Source organism: Leclercia sp. S52, assembly GCF_039727615.1.
Classification (GTDB): Bacteria; Pseudomonadota; Gammaproteobacteria; order Enterobacterales; family Enterobacteriaceae; genus Enterobacter; species Enterobacter adecarboxylatus_B.
Map to the genome: position 1 here is coordinate 2,015,071 of NZ_CP152474.1, position 18,927 is coordinate 2,033,997.

The window sequence follows — 18,927 nt, forward strand, 5'->3', positions numbered from 1 at the left end:
GATGGCTGCATTGCCAGACAGAGATAAATTGCTGCGCAACTTTACGCGTTGCGCAAACTGGGAAGAGAAATACCTCTACATCATTGAACTGGGGCAGCGTCTGCCTGTACTCAGCGAAAGCGCGCACATCCCGGAAAATAGTATTCAGGGCTGTCAGAGCCAGGTGTGGATAATAATGCACCAGAACGAGTCCGGAATGATTGAATTAGCGGGCGACAGTGATGCGGCAATAGTAAAAGGCCTAATAGCTGTAGTGTTTATTTTATATCAACAGATGTCCCCTCAGGATATTGTCGCTTTTGACGTGCGCCCGTGGTTTGAAAAAATGGCGCTCACCCAGCATTTAACGCCTTCCCGCTCTCAGGGTCTTGAGGCGATGATCCGCGCAATCCGCTCCAAAGCCGCCAACATTAGCTAAACTAACAGGACAGCTATCATTCTGTTTCACGAGGTGGTTCCCGCCTCGTGGGTTTTTCAGCTTTCTGACGCTCAGTCAGTGAATAAGGAATCTCAGTATGAAGCGCGCGTCCCTTGTTACTCTCATTCTCTTTGGTTCGCTCAGCGCGCTTAATAGCGCCTGGGCGGTGGATTATCCCTTGCCGCCGGCGGGCAGTCGACTTATCGGGCAAAACCAGACCTATGTCATTCAGGAAGGCGATAATAAGCTGCAGTCCATTGCGCGCCGGTTTAATACCGCTGCGCACTTAATCCTCGAAACCAATAATACCATCGCCCCGGTCTATCCGGCGCCGGGGACTGAGATCACCATTCCGTCGCAAATGCTGCTCCCGGATACCCCCCGGGAGGGGATCGTGGTGAACCTGGCGGAGCTGCGGCTCTACTTCTATCCGCCGGGGGAAAACATCGTCCAGGTCTATCCGCTGGGGATAGGTCAACTTGGGCTGGAAACGCCGGTCACCGTCACCCGTATCAGCCAGAAAATCCCTAATCCGACCTGGACCCCCACAGCAGGCATCAGAGCGCGCTCGCTGGAGCAGGGCATCAAGCTGCCCCCGGTGGTCCCCGCGGGGCCTAATAACCCGCTGGGGCGCTTTGCGCTGCGTCTGGGCGTAGGTAACGGCGAATACCTCATCCACGGCACCAGCGCACCGGACAGCGTCGGGCTGCGCGTCAGCTCCGGCTGTATGCGTATGAATGCACCGGATATTAAAGCGCTTTTTGCCCAGACCTCGGTCGGCACGCGGGTGCAGATCATCAACGAGCCGGTGAAGTTCTCGGTTGAGCCGGACGGTAAGCGTTACGTTGAAGTGCATCGTCCGCTGGCGATGGTGGAGGGCGAAAACCCGCAAACCGTGACGATCGCCCAGTCCGGAGCCTTTGCGTCCTTTATGGCGCAAAGTGGTAGCGATAAGACGTTGGTGAACAAAGCGTTGTCGCGCCGGGCGGGGATCCCGGTGGTGGTATCGACAGGGGCCGGGCCGCAGGTCGACAGTACGGGGTTGTCAGCCCGTAATACGCAGCTGCCGGTAGCTGCAACTCAAAGTGGGCATGAACTGGCGATTCAGTAAAGCGAAATGCGGGGCAAAAAAAATGGCGCACAATGTGCGCCATTTTATTAACACAGGTACTATTACTTACGGTATTTAGTAGCCTGGTTGTCCAGACGCTGGTTAGCGCGTGCTGCGTCATCTTTAGCAGCCTGAACGTCGGAACGCATTGCGTTCACGTCGTTGCTCAGCTGGTCAACTTTAGCGTTCAGAGTCTGAACGTCAGAAGACAGCTGATCGATTTTAGCATTGCTGGAGCAACCTGCCAGCAGAGTAGAACCCAGGATTACCGCGCCCAGTACCAGTTTAGTACGATTCATTATTAATACCCTCTAGATTGAGTTAATCTCCATGTAGCGTTACAAGTATTACACAAAGTTTTTTAGGTTGAGAATATTTTTTTGATGGGAATATGCCTATTTTTGATCGTTCGCTCAAAGAAGCACCTGTTTTGACTATTTCGTGAAAAATATTGTGCAAAAACAGACAATTTTCATCGGATTCATCTTAGAAAACGTACCCGTTAAATAGAAAAACCCGATTTGCTTTTTTAATAAGTTTGGTTGATAGCGGAAATAAAAAAAAGCGTCCCGAAGGACGCTTTTTATACAAATTAATTCGTTCGATATTATTACAGCACGTGAACAGATGCAGTATTAGTGGTGCCGCTTGGGACCAGAGCACCGGAAACCATCACCACAACGTCACCTTTCTGCGCCAGGCCACGCTCAACCAGCTGCAGGGCCACTTCTTTACCCAGACGGTAGAAATCATCAGTAGAGGCGATCTCTTTCACCAGGTGTGGCACAACGCCTTTGCTCAGCACCAGCTGACGAGCAGTGATCTCGTTGGTGGTCAGGGCGAGGATGGTGGCGTTCGGGAAGTATTTACGCACGGCTTTAGCAGATTTACCGCCCTGGGTGGCAACCACGATCAGCGGTGCTTCCAGTTTCTCGGCAGTTTCTACAGCACCACGGCAAACCGCTTCGGTGATACGCAGTTTACGGCTGTCGTTGTTGTTGTCCAGACGGCTTGGCATCACGCGGTCAGTACGCTCGCAGATGGTCGCCATGATGGAAACGGCTTCCAGCGGGTATTTACCCTTCGCGGATTCACCGGACAGCATCACTGCATCGGTACCGTCGAGGATGGCGTTCGCTACGTCACCGGCTTCTGCGCGGGTTGGACGCGGGTTTTTGATCATTGAGTCCAGCATTTGGGTCGCAGTGATAACCACTTTACGTGCGCGAACGCACTTCTCGATCATCATCTTCTGCGCGAAGATCACTTCTTCAACCGGGATCTCAACGCCCAGGTCACCACGTGCAACCATGATGCCGTCAGAGGCTTCGAGGATTTCGTCGAAGTTGTTCAGGCCTTCCTGGTTTTCGATCTTGGAGATGATCTGGATGTGCTCGCCGCCGTGCGCTTTCAGGTGCTCACGGATTTCAACCACGTCAGAACGTTTACGGATGAAGGAGGCAGCAACGAAGTCAACGCCTTGCTCGCAGCCGAAGATCAGGTCCTGTTTGTCTTTCTCTGCCAGAGCAGGCAGGGCGATGGAAACGCCTGGCAGGTTAACGCCTTTGTTTTCGCCCAGGTCGCCGTTGTTCAGCACTTTACAAACAACGTTTTTGCCTTCGATTGCGGTGACTTCCATACCGATCAGGCCGTCGTCCACCAGTACGGTGTTGCCAACGGACAGGTCGCTGGTGAAGCCTTCATAAGTTACAGCAACGATGTCGCTGTTGCCGACAACGGACTTGTCAGTGGTGAAGGTGAAGGTCTGTCCCGCTTTCAGCGAAACGTCATTACCGCCTTCCAGTTTGATGGTACGAATTTCTGGACCTTTGGTATCCAGCAGGATTGCTGCTTTTTTACCGGTCTTGCTCATCACGTTGCGCAGGTTCTGGATGCGCTGACCGTGTTCAGCATAGTCACCGTGAGAGAAGTTCAGACGCATAACGTTCATGCCGGCGTCCAGCATTTTGGTCAGCATCTCTTCAGATTCGGTTTTCGGGCCGATGGTGCAAACAATTTTCGTCTTTTTCATGACAGTCTTAGTCTTTAAGTTGGGAAGGATATGGAAATCTCGCTCCAGGGGCGCACGGCCGCGGAGTCAAACCTGTATTGCAAAAGCGTATATGACACGCACTAAGGATAGGAGACATCAAATGAGCGTGCAGAAGAAAGTGTGCCTGAGTGACAGCCCAACGAAGGAGAGGAGAAGTTGTACGTTGTTTTTTGTATTCCAAGCGCTGAAACCATTCACCAGGGATTAGGCGCACATTATACGCTTAAAGATGCGCAAAAGGGAAAGAAAAACAGCGTTTCAAAAATATTATATGCCGTTTCACAACGGATTGTTATCAAGGCGTTAAGGCATGATGACAACCTATGGCGGCAGGCGAGTGGCCTGCCGCATTTTGCTTATTCTCTGAGCGCCTGACTGAGATCGGCTATCAGGTCTTGCGCATCTTCGATACCCACGGACAGGCGGATCAGCTGCGGCACAATTCCGTTTGCCAGCCGCTGCTCGAGTGGTATTGATGCGTGGGTCATGCTGTAAGGCTGGCTGACCAGACTCTCCACGCCACCGAGACTTTCCGCGAGGGTAAAAAGTTTAAGTTTACGAATCACTTCAGCGGCACGTTGCGCATCGCCTTTCACCACAATCGAAATCATCCCGCCCGGCAGCGCCATCTGCGCGCGGGCAAGCGGATATTGTGGGTGTGATTCCAGTCCCGGATAAAACACCTTTTCCACCTGCGGCTGCTGCGCCAGCCACTGTGCCAGCGCCAGGGCGTTAGCGCTGTGTTTCTCGACGCGCAGGGACAGGGTGCGGATCCCGCGCAGGGTCAGAAAGCTGCTGAACGGATCCAGAACCCCGCCGACGGCATTTTGCAGATAGCCGAGCTTTTCGGCCAGCGTCGGGTTATCACCCACCACCGCCAGCCCGGCGACCACGTCCGAATGGCCGTTAAGGTATTTGGTGGCGGAGTGCACCACAATATCAAAGCCTGTCTCCAGCGGACGGTGAATGACCGGCGAGGCGAAGGTGTTATCCGCCACGCTAATAAGGTTATGACGACGCGCAATCGCGGCAATGGCCGCCAGATCGGCCAGCTTCAACAGCGGGTTAGTCGGTGTTTCTACCCACACCATCCGGGTTTCCGGGCGGATCGCCGCCTCAAGCCCGGCCAGATCGTCCGGCTTGACCCAGCTTACCTGCAGCCCGGTGCTACGTTTGCGCACGTTCTCAATCAGGCGATACGTTCCGCCATACACATCATCAATGGCGACAATATGGCTGTCTTTGTCCAGCAGTTCGAGCACGGTCGAAATGGCGGCGAGGCCGGACGCAAAGGCGTAGCCCCGCGAGCCGCCTTCCAGTTCGGCAATGGCGGTTTCCAGCGCGTGGCGGGTTGGGTTGCCGCTGCGGGAGTATTCATAGCCGGTATGTTCCCCCGGCGAGGGTTGCGCAAACGTCGAGGTGGCATAAATGGGTGGCATGACCGCGCCGTGTTGGTCGTTAAACTCGCCGCTATGGACGCTCAGAGTAGCTAAATTTTTCATCTTTATTCCTTTATTGCTGAAGACGGTTGCGCCAGGCGGTCAGGACATCGCTGCGCGTGATCAGGCCCAGAAAACGGTCGTTGTCATTAATCACGGCCACCAGACCGCGGTCGAAAATGGCGTGCAGGGCGCTTTCCGGCGCGTGCTTATCAAGAAACTCCACCTGACGCGTCATCGCCGCCGTCACCGGAAGGGCGAAACGATCCCCGTCACCGCCGATATGGCGCAGGAGATCCCATTCATCGATGATGCCGACGACCCGGCCGTTATCCAGTACCGGCAGCTGGGAGATGTCATACAGACGCATGCGCGCCAGCACGGTGGAAAGGGTGTCATCCGGCGCAGCGGTGACGGTGGCGCCCTCGTCGTGGCGCAGGGCGATGTAATCCGAGAGATCGCCTGCCAGCGGACGCGAGATCAGCCCCTGCTGGCGCATCCAGTCATCGTTGAACATTTTGGAGAGATATTTATTGCCGCTGTCGCAGGCGAAAGTTACGACGCGCTTCGGCGTGGTCTGCGCCTGGCAGTATTTCAGCGCCGCGGCCAGCAGGGTACCGCTGGAGGAGCCCGCCAGAATGCCTTCCGTTTTCAGCAGTTCCCGGGCGGTGGTAAAGGCTTCACGATCGGTGATGCGCCAGGCGCGATTCACCCCTTCGATGTGCGCCAGAGGGGGGATAAAGTCTTCGCCGATGCCCTCAACCAGCCAGGATCCGGCATCGTCATAGCGCCCGGTCTCCACCTGATCGGCCAGCACCGACCCGGCCGGATCGGCCAGCACAAACTCGGTATGCGGGGAATGTTCGGCAAACCACGCCTGCAGGCCGCCCAGGGTACCGCCTGAACCGACGCCGACCACGATGGCGTCAATCTTGCCGTCGAGCTGCTCAAAGAGTTCCGGCGCGGTGGTGGTGCGGTGCGCCAGCGGGTTGGCCTCGTTATTGAACTGGTCGATGTAAAACGCGCCCGGCAGCTCGTTCGCCAGACGCTGGGCGTAATCCTGGTAATAGGCCGGATGGCCTTTATTGACGTCCGAGCGGGTCAGCACCACCTGAGCCCCCAGCGCGCGCAGGTGGAAAATCTTCTCGCGGCTCATTTTGTCGGGCACCACCAGGATCAGGGAATAGCCTTTCTGGGCGGCAATCAACGCCAGACCCAGTCCGGTATTCCCTGCGGTAGCCTCAATAATGGTGCCGCCGGGCTGGAGCTGGCCGCTGCGCTCGGCTTCATTAATCATCGACAGCGCGACGCGGTCTTTAATGGAGCCGCCAGGATTCTGGTTTTCCAGCTTCAGAAACAGCGAGCAAAGGCCGGTGTCCAGTTTATGCAGCTGAATAAGGGGAGTCTGGCCAATCAGTTCGGTGACGGAGTGGTAAATCGTCATGATGTTTTCCTGTGAGAGGGTCATGACCGGATGATAGGGCCGTAAAAATTTCTCTATAAAGAACGTTTCACTGCCTTTTAGAACAGAAATGAATATTCATCGCGTTTTCAGAGGTAAGGACAGCAAGACGTAAAGTTGTCCGGATGTCAGGATGGCTATATTGGCATGAAATGCTGCAAAAATAGCCATTTTTGCCGGATGGGGGCTGCGGGATATGCATCTGGCAGATAATCATTGCTGAAATTCATCTAATTCCTTTCCGCCCAGTCAATCCGCCCGTTATTCCTTGCTGTTATAAGAAATTCCTTTTTGGTCATTTAAAACCTGATAATGGCTGTTTACTATCTTTTGGACATCCATACTGCTAAACCGCCATGAGCGACGGATTACGATAAGAATGATTGTACTCAGGAATATTTCGAAGATTTTTGACAACGGAAAAGTGGCGCTAACGGCCATTGACAACGTGAACCTGACGATAGAGCAGGGACAGATTTATGGAATTATTGGCTACAGCGGCGCCGGTAAAAGCACCTTAATCCGCCTGCTCAACGGTCTGGAAAAACCGACCACCGGCAGTGTGACCATTAACGGACAGGACATTTCCGCCGCGAAAGGTGAAGCCCTGCGCCAGGCGCGCCTGAAGATCAGTATGGTGTTTCAGCACTTCAACCTGCTGTGGTCCCGCACGGTGAGCGAGAACATCGCTTTCTCCATGCAGATTGCCGGGGTGCCAAAAGCCAAAATTAAAGCCCGCGTGGCGGAACTGGTGGAGCTGGTCGGGCTGAAAGGCCGCGAACAGGCTTACCCGTCCCAGCTCAGCGGTGGGCAGAAGCAGCGCGTCGGCATTGCCCGCGCGCTGGCAAATAACCCGGATGTGCTGCTCTGCGACGAGGCCACCTCGGCGCTGGATCCGCAGACCACCGATCAGATCCTCGATCTGCTCCTCGACATTAACCGTCGCTTTAAGCTGACCATCGTGCTCATCACCCATGAAATGCACGTGGTGCGCAAAATCTGCGACCGCGTGGCGGTGATGGAAAACGGCAACGTGGTGGAAGAAGGCGAAGTGCTGCAGGTTTTTACCCATCCGCAGCAGCCGATTACGCAACAGTTTGTGCGTCAGGTCAGCCAGTACGCCGAAGAAGAGACCTTTAACACCGAGCTGGCGAAGGAGCTGGAAGGCACTGTCATCAAGCTGACCTTCACCGGCCACAGCACCCACAAGCCGATTGTCGGGGAGCTGACCCTGCGCTACGGCCTGCCGTTTAACATCCTGCACGGCAAAATGACGCAAACCGCCCACGGCGTGTTCGGCCAGCTCTGGCTGCACGTGGTGGCAACAGAAGAACAACTGAACAATATCCTCGTCGACCTGCAGCACAGTGATATTGAAGGCGAGGTAATTAAACATGGCTGAGAATCTCTTCCCGCATCTGAAATGGGACCAGCTCTGGGCCGCCACCCTGGAAACGCTGTACATGACGGCGCTCTCCGGCGTCGCGACCTTTGTACTCGGGCTGGTTCTCGGCCTGGCGCTGTTTTTAACCGCCCGCGGTGGCATGTTCCACAACCGCACGGTCTACAGCGTGATTTCGATTGTGGTGAACGTGTTCCGTTCGATCCCGTTCATTATCCTGATCGTGCTGCTGATCCCCTTCACCAAAACCGTGGTGGGGACCATCCTCGGGGCGAATGCCGCGCTGCCCGCGCTGATTGTTGGCGCTGCGCCGTTCTACGCCCGTCTGGTGGAGATTGCCCTGCGTGAAGTGGACAAAGGGGTGATCGAGGCGACGCGCTCAATGGGTGCCCGACTGAGCACCTTAATTTTTCGGGTTTTACTGCCGGAATCATCACCCGCTCTGGTTTCAGGGATCACGGTGACGCTGATTGCGCTGGTCAGCTACAGCGCAATGGCGGGGGTGATTGGTGCCGGTGGTCTGGGAAATCTGGCTTATCTGGAAGGATTCCAACGCAACCATGGTGACGTCACGCTGGTGGCAACGGTGACCATTTTGATCATCGTTTTCATTATCCAGTTCTGCGGCGACATCATCACATCACTGTTAGATAAAAGATAAACACAAATAACACACAGGAACCATCATCATGAAAAAAACACTGACGTTGATCGCCGCAGCAACCCTGAGCGCCCTGAGCTTCGCCTCCTGGGCTGATACCCTGACCGTGGGCGCGTCCAACACCCCGCATGCGGAAATTCTGGAGCAGGCGAAGCCGATTCTGGCGAAGCAGGGTATCGACCTGGAGATCAAACCGTTCCAGGATTACATCCTGCCGAACACCGCGCTGGCGGGTCGTGACATCGACGCCAACTACTTCCAGCACATTCCTTACCTGAACAGCGTGCTGAAAGATCACGCCGGGGATAAAGAGTACGATTTCGTCAGCGCCGGTGCCATCCACATCGAGCCAATCGGTATCTACTCCAAAAAATACAAGTCGCTGAAAGATCTGCCGGAAGGCGGCAAAATCATCATGCGTGATGCGGTTTCTGAAGAGGGTCGTATCCTCTCTATCTTCGAGAAAGAGGGCGTGATCAAGCTGAAGCCGGGCATCGACAAAGTGACCGCGCGCATCAGCGACATCGTTGAGAACCCGAAAAAGCTGCAGTTCACCCCGAACGTTGAAGCCTCTCTGCTGCCGCAGATGTATAACAACGACGAAGGCGCTGCGGTGGTGATCAACGCCAACTACGCCATCGACGCCGGTCTGGATCCGGTTCACGATCCGATCGCGGTAGAGAGCGGTGAAAACAACCCGTACGCCAACATCATCACCGTGCACCGTGGTGATGAGAAGAAGAAGGATATCGTGGCGCTGGTGGACGTGCTGCACTCCAAAGAGATTCAGGACTGGATCCGCACCAAATACAAAGGCGCTGTGATCCCGGTTAACAACTAATTCCCTGATTCTGCGTTTAAAAAGCCCGGTGAGTCTCTCGCCGGGCTTCTTTTTTTGTATAAGGCTAATGAATGCTTTAAGCTGGCGTTTTCAGGCAATGGAGTGAAGGTCATGGGCAATGTAACCAAAGACGAAGCGCTGTATCAGGAGATGTGTCGCGTGGTAGGCAAAGTGGTTCTGGAGATGCGCGATCTCGGGCAGGAGCCAAAGCATATTGTGATCGCCGGGGTTCTGCGCACCTCGCTGGCGAACCAGCGGGTGCAACGCAGTGAATTAACCACCCAGGCGATGGAAACCGTCGTTAAAGCGCTGGCCGGTTAAACCGCCAGCGTTTAGCCAGCTGTTCAATCCCGCAGCACAGCAGGTAATAGACCACCCCCGTAAAGACAAAAATAGCCGCCGGGTAGATCTGCACCCGGTTGTTGACCTGGCCTGCAACGGTGGTCAGCTCCGGCACGTTGACGATAAAGGCCAGCGAGGTATCCTTCAGCAGGCTGATAAAAATCCCCAGCAGCGAAGGTAAGGTGTTGCGCAACGTCTGCGGCAGCAGCACCCATCCCAGCGTTTGCAGCGCGCCAAACCCCTGCGCCTGGGCAGCCTCAACCTGCCCGGCAGGCAGCGCACGCAGCCCGGCCAGCACCGAGTGCATCACCGCGGCGGCGGTAAACCACGCCAGCGCCAGGGTCACGGTGAGCCCCCCCGGCAGATCGCCCCCGACGATCAGCGGCAGCAGATACCACAGCCAGAAAATCACAAATATCAGCGGGATCCCGCGAATGATCTCGGCCCACAGGAACAGGGTATTGCGTATGGCCCCCGGAAATCGCCACGCCAGCCCGGCAAGCGCAATCCCGGCGGGTAACGCCAGCGCCGCCGCGCCTGAGGCCATCAGCAGCGTCAGCAGGACGCCGCCGGGCTGTCCGACCGCAGCCCGTCCCCAGAGCAGATAATCCAGGTTATCGGTAATCACAGTGAGTCCGGCTAGCATTTCTTTACACTCCGGGGAGTCAGCGCCGCTTTTCGCCGCCGTTCGGTTGAGGGGCCGAGTTTCGTCAGCAGCACGCCCATCGCCACGCCGGTGAGCAGATACAGCACCGTACCGACGGTGAAGGCCTCCAGCGCGTGGGCGTTATAGCTCTCTATCTGCCGCACCTGATAAGTGAGTTCCGCAAAGCCTATTCCGCTCGCCAGCGACGAGAGTTTCATCAGGTTGAGGTACTGTCCCACTACCGGCTGCCAGGCGTTCGCCAGCCCCTGCGGCAGCAGGATGTAGCGCAGCAGCGGCCAGGCAGAAAAGCCCTGCGCCAGGGCGGCTTCCCGCTGCCCGGCTGAGACGGCGCGCAGCCCGGCGGTAATCTCCTCGGTCAAAAAGGCCGAGGTAAAGACCCCCAGACCCCAGGCGGAGCAGAGAAACTCGGGCGTGAACCACCACACCTGACCCGGCAACACCGACCAGGCGTGATCGTCCATCACAAAGGTGCGGAAATCCGCAGGCAGTCCGTTCCAGGCGGCGAAATACCAGAACAGCAGCTGCACCAGCATGGGCGTATTGCGAAAGAGCGAAACCCATACGGCAACGATCTTCACCCCGATGCGCCCCCCCGGCGAGACGCAGCCCGAGGCAGGCGAGGGTGATAAGGCTGGCGACGAGGATCCCCGCCAGGGTCAACCACAGGGTGGTAAGAAAACCGGAGAGGATCCACTGCAGGGGCTGGCCGGTCAGCACCCCTTGCCAGTCGAGGGCTGGCATCACACCGCTCCCGGATGCAGCGGATTGAGCACCTTCTGCAGAAAACGCTGGGTGCGGGAATGGGACGGGTTTTGAAAGAACAGCTCCGGCGGAGCCACCTCCAGAATATGCCCGCCGTCGATGAACACCACCCGGTCGGCAATCTCCCGGGCAAACTGCATCTCATGGGTAACGACAATCATGGTGATCCCGCTGTGGGCGAGGGCCTTCATCACCAGCAGCACTTCACCAATCATCTCCGGATCGAGGGCCGAGGTGGGCTCATCAAACAGGATGATCTGCGGCGAGGAGGCCAGGGCCCGGGCGATGGCCACCCGCTGCTGCTGCCCGCCGGATAACGCCTCCGGATAGTGGTCGGCTTTGTCCGCCATGCCCACCTGCGCCAGCAGCGCCTCAGCGCGGGTTTCGGCTTCGGCCGGCCGCCAGCCGTGAACGTGCTTCAGCGCCAGGGCGATGTTTTGCCGCGCGGTCAGATGGCTGTAAAGGTTGAACTGTTGAAACACAAACCCAACCCGACTGCGCAGCTGGCGCAACGCCTGACGGCTAAGCTGACGCGTCGATTTGCCGTCGATCAGGATGTCGCCGGAGGTCAGGGTTTCCAGCTGATTGATAAGGCGGATCAGCGTCGATTTACCGGAGCCCGAGGGGCCAAGAATAGCCACCACTTCCCCCGGCGTGACGCTGAGGTTAATGCCTTTCAGCACCGGGCGATCGCCGTAGCGTTTCACGACCTCAGAAAAGGTGACGCTGGCCTGCTCCAGATGTGAAAAATCCGCGGCAGATGCCGCGGAGCGTGAGAATAGACCTGACCGCATATTACTGGGCTTCTATTTTAAAGGCGCGAGGCTGCGGGGAAGGGGTCTGTGGACCAAACCAGACGTCGTAGATCTTCGCCGCGTCGCCGTTGCTCTCCAGCTTCACCAGCTCGTCGTTCACCACTTTCAGCAGCGCGGTTTCGCCTTTCTTCACCCCGACGCCGATCTCCTCCTTACTCAGCAGATCGGGCAGAATTTTAAAGTTGGCTTTGTCCGGCGCCTGAGCCAGCAGCCCGGCCAGAATGGTGCTGTCCTGGGTGATGGCCTGCACGTTGCCGTTGCGCAACGCCGTCAGCGCCAGCGGGATATCGTCATAGGAGAGCACGCGGGACTGCGGGAATCGCTGATGCAGCGCCTGCTCCCCGGTGGTGCCCTTTACCGCCCCGATACGCGCCTTGCTGTAAGCATCCAGTTTATCCGCCCCTTTGGCCGGCACCAGGAACTGCTGCCCGGTGACGAAGTAGGGGGTGGAAAAATCGATCACCTGGGCACGCTCCGGGGTGATGGTGATATCCGCCACGATCAGATCCGCCTTGCCCGACTGCAGCAGCGGGATGCGGTTAGCCGGGTTGGTGGCGACCAGCTCCAGCTTGACCCCCAGCGTTTTGGCTAATGCTTTGGCGAAATCCACGTCGTAGCCGACGATCTCGTGGCTTTTCGCATCCACCGAGCCAAACGGCGGGTTAGCATCGAAGGTGGCGACTTTCACCACGCCCGCCGCCTTGATATCGGCCAGCTGGTCTGCCTGCGCCTGAGCGGAAAGGATCCCGCCTGCGGCCAGTAAAGCCAGTACCAGCGCCCGTTTTGTCTGTTTTGCCATAAATTCCTCTGAGTCTGTTTTTTGTTTTGTCCTGTTACGCTCCCATAACCGCCTCCGGCCGCCAAATGCCAATATCGTCTTTGCTATGTGAAAAAAATCATTAGTGAACAGCCTGTTACGTAGCCGTAAAAAGAAGAGGTGCTTTTGCGATTCGCGCACATCCTCTGCCGGAATCGGCATTTCTCGCCGCGCCAGATTGCTGGTTTACTGCATACAGGCTGAAAAAATGAGGAACAGGGCAATGGGCAAACTGATGAGTACGTTACGGCGGTTTTTTGCCGCGAAACCGGAAGAGAACAGCGCGCAGCGTATTATTGAATCTATCTTGCCGGTTGCCAGCCTGTATGGCGTGGACATCGCCAACATCGACCCGGAGTGGTTCCATGAGCAAACGCAACGCTGAGCACCGCCATGTGCGGGAAACCTACTGGAACGAGGTGTGCGTTATTCCGCGCTCGCCCCGCCATTCTGGACGCTAACATCCAAAAATCACCGCAAATTTTGTCCCCGGCTTAGCTTCCTGCTAAGGTCTCTGGCGTCCTTTACCAGCGCCAGTTAACCGAATGAACAGCCGAAAATTTTTAAAACGTGGGCTTCTGATCTGGCTCCTGCTCTGCCTGCTGAGCAGCGTGCTGTTGTATGCCGAACAGATCCGCCGTCAGTTCTGGGATCTGGACCGGGCGTTTGCCACGGCCTTTGCCGAGGCGGGGGCGGTGCTTACGCAGAACGAGTCGGTGCTGCCGCTGTTAAATGGCGATGAAGATCTGGCCGCGCTGCGTAAAAAATTCCCGCAAATCCTCGACCTGCAAAAGACCCGGGGGCGCGCCCTCGACGCCGCGCGGGTAGAACCCCTGGGCGACACGCAGTACTGGCTCTACAACCCCTGGCGACAGATCCGGGTACTCATCGATACCCGGGCGGTGATCGGTGCCTGGCCGCATTTTACCCGTCTCAGCCTGGATCTCCGCAGTGACGCCTCGCCACCCCCGGCGGATACCTTCTGGCACTGGCAGCGGCAGTTCGCTCAGCACACCCAACCCTTTATCCTGCGGGCCGACGCCCGACCGGCGTGGCTGAATGTCGCCCTGATGCCGTTTTTGCTGCTCTGGCTGGGGTGGGCCGGGATGATGGCGGTAGGCGGGGTGATCCTCTGGCAGCGTAAACAGCGCCAGAACGCCGACCAGCGCGCCCGGTATTACCAGCATGCCAGGCTCAATACCCTGGGGGGAGATCACCGCGGGCATCGTGCATGAGATCAATCAGCCCTTGACCGCGGCCCAGACCTGGATCCAGGGGGCGCAGCGTCAGCTGCGGCAGGGCAATCCCGAGGCGGTGGCGCAGGCCCTCGGATCGGCGCTGGTGCAAACCCAGCGGATAGCCGAGCTGCTGACCCGCTTTCGCGAACACGTCACCGAGGAGCGGGTGGACCTGGGCGAGGTGGATCTGGCCAGCTGCTGGCAGCAGGTCGGCAACCTGCTGGAGCACGAGCGTACCGCCAGACATATCCGCCTCACCCATGATTTTTCCCCCGATGCCCGCACGCTCTGCGCCGACAGGCTGTGGCTGGAGCAGGTGTTGCACAACCTCCTCAGCAACGCCATCCAGGCGCAGCAGGAGCGTGCGGCGGGATGGGTGCATATCCGCAGTCAGCGCAACGGCGAGGTTATCCGGATAGAGATCGCCGACGGCGGGCCGGGCTTTACCCCGGACGCCTTACAAAACGCCTTTATGCCCTTTTACAGCGGGCGGCAGGGCGGTATCGGTCTGGGCATGACCTTAACCGAATCGTTGGTCACCAGAATGAATGGCACCCTTGCGCTGGATAATACCCCGGAAGGCGGCGCCAGGGTCCGGTTGCAGTTCGCTTATCACGGGAGTCAGGAAAATGGATAATGTCATCTGGTTAATTGACGATGATGCGTCGGTCAGGGAGTCGCTGGTTTTTCTGCTCTCCGGGATGAACTGGCGCGTTGAACCTTATGAGAGTATTGCGGCCTTTACCGCCGCCCACGGCGAAGAGAAGGCCCTGACCGGCTGCCTGCTGCTGGATATGCGCATGCCGGGTAAAGGCGGGCTGGCCTGGCTGGAGGAGGGGGCCTGGCCCTGGCCGCTGCTGCCGGTGATCCTGATGACCGGCCACGGCACTATCGATGCCTGTCGACGGGCGTTCCATAACGGGGTATTTGAGTTTTTCACCAAGCCGCTGGATGCCGACACGCTGATCGAATCCATCACCGCCGCGCTGGCAGAGAGCCAGCAGCGGGTGGGGCGCTGGCAGGAGGCCAGACGGGCCAGAGCGCTGTTTCGGCAGCTCACCGCCCGGGAACACGAGGTGCTGCTGGCCCTGATGGAAGGCAGCAGTAATAAAGAGGTCGCCGCCCGGCTCAACCTCTCGCCGCGGACGGTGGAAGCGCACCGGGCGGCGGTGTTCCTCAAGCTGGGGGGTCTCCAGCCTGGTGCAGGCCATTCGGGAATACGACAAATTGCAATCCGTAGAACTACCAGGGTAACCCCGTAGTCGACCGAATAACATTTCAGTACGCACATCGGTACGCTGCATCTGTTTCCACTTACCTGAGGATGTGCGATGAAAAAGTTAATGATGGCAGCAGCCTGTGTAGCCGGGATGGTCAGCGTATCGGCGCAGGCGCAGTCCGTGGCGCAAAAAAATCTCTCCCTGACCCAGGCGAACGCCCTGGCCAGCGCGGCCATTCAGGCCTGTACCGCCAAAAATTATCAGGTCAGCGTCACGGTGGTGGATCGTGCCGGAGTGGTTAAAGCGGTACAGCGCACGGACAATGCTGGTCCGCATACCCTGAAAGCCAGCGAGATGAAAGCTTTTACCGCACTCAGCACCAAAAATGCCTCGGGCAAAGTGATGGAGTCCGCGCAAAGCAACGCGGGGGCGCAGAACCTGCGTGATATCCCGGGCCTGCTGCTGCTGGCGGGTGGATTGCCGGTTAAAGAAGGAGATGACGTGATCGGGGCCATCGGGATTGGCGGTGCGCCGGGTGGGCATCTGGATGAAGCCTGCGCCCAGCAAGCAATTGACGGTATGACGAAGTCGTAATCATTCCCGACGTACGGGATGGTTTTGTAGGTGTTGTAGGCCGGGTAAGCGAAGCGCCACCCGGCATAAATCTAAAGCCCCGGCGATCGTCCGGGGCTTTTTACATTAGATCTTGCAGGCGTCGCCGCAGTCATCGTCCGCTACAATCGCCTGGGCTTTTTTATCCGCATCTTCAAGGCGTTCTGCGTTACGTTCTTCCGCTTCATCCAGCCCGTCAAACACCAGATTGTTGAGATCAATTTCCATCATTTACCTGCTTTGTTCGGTTTTTGTTCCAGGTCGTATTATAGAGCAAAACCATGAGCTGGGGCACCCCAGCGCACATAAGGATAATCCTTGCCATACTGATAAATCATCCGGCTAAGGAGACCTCATGATCGTCCTGTGTAAAACCTGCGGCACGTCCTATGACGTGGCCAGCGAACCGCAACAGTGCGCCATTTGTGAAGATGAACGCCAGTACGTGCCCGCGACCGGGCAGGCGTGGGTTGATTTCAGCACCCTGACCGCCACCCACACCAACAAGTGGCAACAGCTCGAAGACAATCTTCTGAGCATCAAAACCGTTCCCGCGTTTGCCATCAGCCAGCGGGCGATCCTGCTGCGCACCCCGCAGGGTAACGTGCTGTGGGACTGCATCGCCAACCTCGACCCTGCCACCCACGCGCTGGTGACGGCGCTGGGCGGGATCGACGCTATCGCCATCTCGCACCCGCACTACTACACCACCATGCAGGACTGGGCCACGGCCTTTAATGCCCCGGTCTGGTTGCATGCCAGCGATCGGCAGTGGGTGATGCGCGACAGTCCCGCCCTGCGCTTCTGGGAAGGGGATTCCCTTGAGATCGCTCCTGACGTCAGGCTGCTGCGGCTGGGCGGCCATTTTGCCGGTGGCACGGTGCTGCACCACAACGTCGACGGGGGCGTGTTGCTGGCCGGGGACATCCTGCAGGTGACCCCCGGAAAAGACGCCGTCTCGTTTATGTGGAGCTACCCGAATATGCTGCCGCTGCCGGCCAGCGAGGTGAGCGAAATCGCCGCCCGTCTGGACGATGTGCGCTTTGAACGGCTCTACGGCGCCTTTGAAGGGCAGAACATTTCCGCCAGCGCGCGGGAGATTGTTATGCGGTCGGTCGAGAAATATATTGCTTGTCTGAACTCGGGGCCGGTGGGTAAACTCGAAAAACCGTGATCTCGATCATGCCTGTACAATCACAAAAAAATGAGACTTTGCTATGCAACATATCATTGAAGGTTTTCTCAGCTTTCAAAAAGAAGTTTTCCCGCAACGTAAAGACCTGTTCCGCAGTCTGGCTTCCAGCCAGAATCCCAAAGCGCTGTTCATCTCCTGTTCTGACAGCCGTCTGGTGCCGGAATTAGTCACCCAGCAGGAGCCGGGACAGCTCTTTGTCATTCGTAATGCGGGCAACATTGTGCCACCTTTCGGGCCAGAGCCGGGCGGCGTCTCCGCCACCATCGAATACGCCGTGGTGGCGCTGGGCGTCACCGACATCGTGATCTGCGGCCACTCTAACTGCGGCGCGATGAAGGCGATTGCCGACAATGCCGACCTCGAGCCAATGCCGGCCGTGTCACACTGGCTGCGTTACTCCGATGCCGCCAAAGCGGTGGTGGAAAACAAGACCTGGGACAACCCGACCGACAAAGTCAACGCCATGGTGCAGGAAAACGTCTTCGCCCAGCTGAGCAACATCAAAACCCACCCGTCGGTGGCGGTCGGCCTGCGTAATAACGCTATCCGTCTGCACGGCTGGGTTTACGATATCGAAAGCGGCGACATTCGCGCCCTGGATAAAGATTCGAAAACCTTCGTCTCCCTGTCCGAAAACCCGGGCGTTTACTTCGAGTAGAAACGCATCTTCAGGGCGGGATCCCCGCCCTGACTCCGCTTAAGGCAGTGCTTCCAGTCTGCGTCCCGCCCGCTTCGCCGTTTCAGGCAGCAGATCCACCGCCGTCACATAGCCATCTGGGTCAAGGCAGCGATTGGCCGCTCTGGCCTGCTCCAGGATCGTCTCATCCCAGTAGATGCGCTTACGCTGATCGCCCTGGGTGGTGAGAATGCACTCCATATCGCCGTCCAGCGCGCGGTAGGACCGCCAGCTGTTCTCCGGGACCGAAATCACCGAGCGTTCAGGGGCGATAATGCTCACCTCTTCGCCCTCCAGGTTCCAGGTCACCTCCAGCGTTCCCTTAAAGACCATGATCACCTGCACGTCCGGGCACAGATGACGACCGACAAGATGATCGGATTTCAGGCGCAGCCACTCCACGGAGAAGCCGTGCGGATTGACGATAGCGGGGGCGGCGTGTTTATCCTGGCTGATGCCGAAGCCAATCACCGGCGCAATCTCACCCCCGTGGCCCGGCAGGACCGAATCCAGCAGTCCCGCCGCAGACCAGCGACGATCTTCTCCGGTCACCGCCCGCTGACGCATCTCCTCCACGGAGTAGTGACGCAGGGCGGCAATCTCTTCCGGCGCAAGCGGGGTCAGCAGTCCCGCCGGTTCCGGCAGGGTATCCCCCGCGTTGACGTCGATGAGCATATTCTCTTTGCTCAGATACAGGCCGTACTCGCTGGCTGCGTCCAGAATCGACGGGTGCCAGATGATCCCCCCCGGTGTTATTGCCGCCCAGCACCGTGTAGACCATGCCGCAGGTCTCCTCTTTACTGACGTTGGTGAAGCCGCGGAAGATCCAGGTTGGAATCGACAGTATGGCCGGGGCGCTGAACTCCGCTTCGTTTTCGCCGTTGGCTCCCCAGCGAAAACGCCAGGTGCCCTCGTGAATCAAAAAGACTTCGGCGGTGAAGTGCAGATGCAGGTTGTTGGTCACCCCTTTCGGCATGGCCGCGGCACCAATGTTAAAGCCGTGCGGCTCGGGGATATTCACCACCTGAGCGGACGACTGGGTCACGCCCGGCCCAATAAAGGAGTAGTTCTGCTTCAGGTGCGAGCCGGGAAGTTTGCAATCGATAAATGCCAGATTGCAGGAGACCATATCTTCGGGAGCAACCAGACGGCTTCTGGCCTGTTCGGGGGTAATGTGACGTGCTTTCATCTTCTCT

23 protein-coding genes and 2 pseudogenes are annotated in these 18,927 nt (G+C 57.7%); 14 read left to right on the top strand and 11 right to left on the bottom strand.

Features of this window, described 5'->3' with window-relative positions; all coding sequences use genetic code 11:
* Position 1 precedes the first annotated feature (1 nt).
* Positions 2 to 418 (top strand): cysteine desulfuration protein SufE, encoded by a 417-nt coding sequence (sufE, locus tag AAHB66_RS09665; RefSeq protein ID WP_347116028.1) that lies wholly within the window; start codon positions 2 to 4, stop codon positions 416 to 418.
* A gap of 97 nt (positions 419 to 515) precedes the next feature.
* The gene (locus AAHB66_RS09670; protein WP_347116029.1) at positions 516 to 1,529 is read left to right on the top strand and encodes a L,D-transpeptidase family protein; all 1,014 of its coding nucleotides are present in this window, start codon (positions 516 to 518) and stop codon (positions 1,527 to 1,529) included.
* A gap of 62 nt (positions 1,530 to 1,591) precedes the next feature.
* On the opposite strand, the gene lpp is transcribed toward AAHB66_RS09670, so the two are convergent.
* Positions 1,592 to 1,828: a murein lipoprotein Lpp gene (gene lpp, locus AAHB66_RS09675; protein ID WP_001082307.1), complete on the bottom strand. Its 237-nt coding sequence runs from the start codon at positions 1,826 to 1,828 to the stop codon at positions 1,592 to 1,594.
* A 311-nt stretch (positions 1,829 to 2,139) separates the two neighbouring features.
* Entirely contained in the window at positions 2,140 to 3,561 is a 1,422-nt protein-coding gene (gene pykF / locus AAHB66_RS09680; RefSeq protein WP_333849948.1) for a pyruvate kinase PykF, read from the bottom strand.
* A 177-nt stretch (positions 3,562 to 3,738) separates the two neighbouring features.
* On the opposite strand from pykF, the gene AAHB66_RS09685 reads away from it, so the two are divergent.
* A complete protein-coding gene (locus AAHB66_RS09685; protein WP_347116030.1) occupies positions 3,739 to 3,957 on the top strand; it encodes a hypothetical protein in 219 nt (72 codons plus the stop codon).
* On the opposite strand, the gene AAHB66_RS09690 is transcribed toward AAHB66_RS09685, so the two are convergent.
* Together AAHB66_RS09690 and AAHB66_RS09695 are read right to left on the bottom strand one after the other, a co-directional pair.
* A complete protein-coding gene (locus tag AAHB66_RS09690; protein WP_347116031.1) occupies positions 3,939 to 5,084 on the bottom strand; it encodes a PLP-dependent aspartate aminotransferase family protein in 1,146 nt (381 codons plus the stop codon). The two genes, AAHB66_RS09685 and AAHB66_RS09690, sit on opposite strands and share 19 nt — an antisense overlap.
* 10 nt (positions 5,085 to 5,094) lie before the next feature.
* Entirely contained in the window at positions 5,095 to 6,465 is a 1,371-nt protein-coding gene (locus AAHB66_RS09695) for a cystathionine beta-synthase (protein ID WP_347116032.1), read from the bottom strand.
* A 397-nt stretch (positions 6,466 to 6,862) separates the two neighbouring features.
* Between AAHB66_RS09695 and AAHB66_RS09700 the strand changes: the two genes are divergently transcribed.
* From AAHB66_RS09700 to fumD, 4 genes are all read left to right on the top strand, one after another.
* The gene (locus AAHB66_RS09700; protein WP_347116033.1) at positions 6,863 to 7,885 is read left to right on the top strand and encodes an ATP-binding cassette domain-containing protein; all 1,023 of its coding nucleotides are present in this window, start codon (positions 6,863 to 6,865) and stop codon (positions 7,883 to 7,885) included.
* Complete coding sequence (locus AAHB66_RS09705; RefSeq protein ID WP_032617773.1) at positions 7,878 to 8,546, top strand: methionine ABC transporter permease; 669 nt, start codon at positions 7,878 to 7,880, stop codon at positions 8,544 to 8,546. Before AAHB66_RS09700 ends, AAHB66_RS09705 begins: the two co-directional genes overlap by 8 nt.
* A 28-nt stretch (positions 8,547 to 8,574) precedes the next feature.
* Positions 8,575 to 9,387, top strand: a complete 813-nt coding sequence (locus AAHB66_RS09710; RefSeq protein WP_039029111.1) for a MetQ/NlpA family ABC transporter substrate-binding protein — start codon at positions 8,575 to 8,577, stop codon at positions 9,385 to 9,387.
* Between the two features lie 111 nt (positions 9,388 to 9,498).
* A complete protein-coding gene (gene fumD / locus AAHB66_RS09715) occupies positions 9,499 to 9,708 on the top strand; it encodes a fumarate hydratase FumD (RefSeq protein WP_130588972.1) in 210 nt (69 codons plus the stop codon).
* Here fumD and AAHB66_RS09720 read toward each other — a convergent pair.
* The 4 genes and pseudogenes from AAHB66_RS09720 to AAHB66_RS09735 all read right to left on the bottom strand — a co-directional run bounded on the left by AAHB66_RS09720 (position 9,689) and on the right by AAHB66_RS09735 (position 12,772).
* Positions 9,689 to 10,375, bottom strand: a complete 687-nt coding sequence (locus tag AAHB66_RS09720; protein ID WP_347116034.1) for an ABC transporter permease subunit — start codon at positions 10,373 to 10,375, stop codon at positions 9,689 to 9,691. The two genes, fumD and AAHB66_RS09720, sit on opposite strands and share 20 nt — an antisense overlap.
* Positions 10,369 to 11,137, bottom strand: a pseudogene (locus AAHB66_RS09725) (amino acid ABC transporter permease). The gene AAHB66_RS09720 and the pseudogene AAHB66_RS09725 overlap by 7 nt, the downstream one beginning before the upstream one ends.
* Positions 11,137 to 11,952, bottom strand: coding sequence for an amino acid ABC transporter ATP-binding protein (locus AAHB66_RS09730; protein ID WP_347116035.1), 816 nt, complete (start codon positions 11,950 to 11,952; stop codon positions 11,137 to 11,139). Before AAHB66_RS09730 ends, AAHB66_RS09725 begins: the two are co-directional and overlap by 1 nt.
* A gap of 1 nt (position 11,953) precedes the next feature.
* The gene (locus AAHB66_RS09735) at positions 11,954 to 12,772 is read right to left on the bottom strand and encodes an ABC transporter substrate-binding protein (protein WP_347116036.1); all 819 of its coding nucleotides are present in this window, start codon (positions 12,770 to 12,772) and stop codon (positions 11,954 to 11,956) included.
* Positions 12,773 to 13,013: 241 nt separating this feature from the next.
* Here AAHB66_RS09735 and AAHB66_RS09740 point away from each other — a divergent pair, with 241 nt between their 5' ends.
* The 5 genes and pseudogenes from AAHB66_RS09740 (at position 13,014) to AAHB66_RS09760 (ending at position 15,842) form a co-directional block, all read left to right on the top strand.
* Positions 13,014 to 13,175, top strand: a complete 162-nt coding sequence (locus AAHB66_RS09740; RefSeq protein ID WP_166182259.1) for a hypothetical protein — start codon at positions 13,014 to 13,016, stop codon at positions 13,173 to 13,175.
* Between the two features lie 160 nt (positions 13,176 to 13,335).
* A complete protein-coding gene (locus AAHB66_RS09745; protein ID WP_347116037.1) occupies positions 13,336 to 14,025 on the top strand; it encodes a hypothetical protein in 690 nt (229 codons plus the stop codon).
* On the top strand, positions 13,976 to 14,665 hold the full coding sequence (locus AAHB66_RS09750) for an ATP-binding protein (protein ID WP_347116038.1): 690 nt from the start codon (positions 13,976 to 13,978) through the stop codon (positions 14,663 to 14,665). The genes AAHB66_RS09745 and AAHB66_RS09750 overlap by 50 nt, the downstream gene beginning before the upstream one ends.
* A pseudogene (locus tag AAHB66_RS09755) lies at positions 14,658 to 15,282 on the top strand (LuxR C-terminal-related transcriptional regulator). The gene AAHB66_RS09750 and the pseudogene AAHB66_RS09755 overlap by 8 nt, the downstream one beginning before the upstream one ends.
* Positions 15,283 to 15,359: 77 nt before the next feature.
* Positions 15,360 to 15,842 (top strand): heme-binding protein, encoded by a 483-nt coding sequence (locus AAHB66_RS09760; protein ID WP_347116039.1) that lies wholly within the window; start codon positions 15,360 to 15,362, stop codon positions 15,840 to 15,842.
* A 105-nt stretch (positions 15,843 to 15,947) separates the two neighbouring features.
* Here the strand turns inward: AAHB66_RS09760 and AAHB66_RS09765 are convergent, their stop codons facing one another.
* Positions 15,948 to 16,088: a hypothetical protein gene (locus tag AAHB66_RS09765; protein ID WP_032617828.1), complete on the bottom strand. Its 141-nt coding sequence runs from the start codon at positions 16,086 to 16,088 to the stop codon at positions 15,948 to 15,950.
* A 127-nt stretch (positions 16,089 to 16,215) separates the two neighbouring features.
* Here AAHB66_RS09765 and AAHB66_RS09770 point away from each other — a divergent pair, with 127 nt between their 5' ends.
* Positions 16,216 to 17,034 carry an MBL fold metallo-hydrolase gene (locus AAHB66_RS09770; protein ID WP_347116040.1) on the top strand — a complete coding sequence of 273 codons (819 nt, stop codon included), beginning with the start codon at positions 16,216 to 16,218 and terminating at the stop codon, positions 17,032 to 17,034.
* A 43-nt stretch (positions 17,035 to 17,077) separates the two neighbouring features.
* Positions 17,078 to 17,713, top strand: a complete 636-nt coding sequence (locus tag AAHB66_RS09775) for a carbonic anhydrase (RefSeq protein ID WP_347116041.1) — start codon at positions 17,078 to 17,080, stop codon at positions 17,711 to 17,713.
* A gap of 39 nt (positions 17,714 to 17,752) precedes the next feature.
* Here the strand turns inward: AAHB66_RS09775 and AAHB66_RS09780 are convergent, their stop codons facing one another.
* Both AAHB66_RS09780 and AAHB66_RS09785 read right to left on the bottom strand, forming a co-directional pair.
* Positions 17,753 to 18,298 (bottom strand): hypothetical protein, encoded by a 546-nt coding sequence (locus AAHB66_RS09780; protein WP_347116042.1) that lies wholly within the window; start codon positions 18,296 to 18,298, stop codon positions 17,753 to 17,755.
* Positions 18,213 to 18,920, bottom strand: a complete 708-nt coding sequence (locus AAHB66_RS09785; RefSeq protein ID WP_347116043.1) for a hypothetical protein — start codon at positions 18,918 to 18,920, stop codon at positions 18,213 to 18,215. The genes AAHB66_RS09780 and AAHB66_RS09785 overlap by 86 nt, the downstream gene beginning before the upstream one ends.
* Between the last annotated feature and the right edge of the window lie 7 nt (positions 18,921 to 18,927).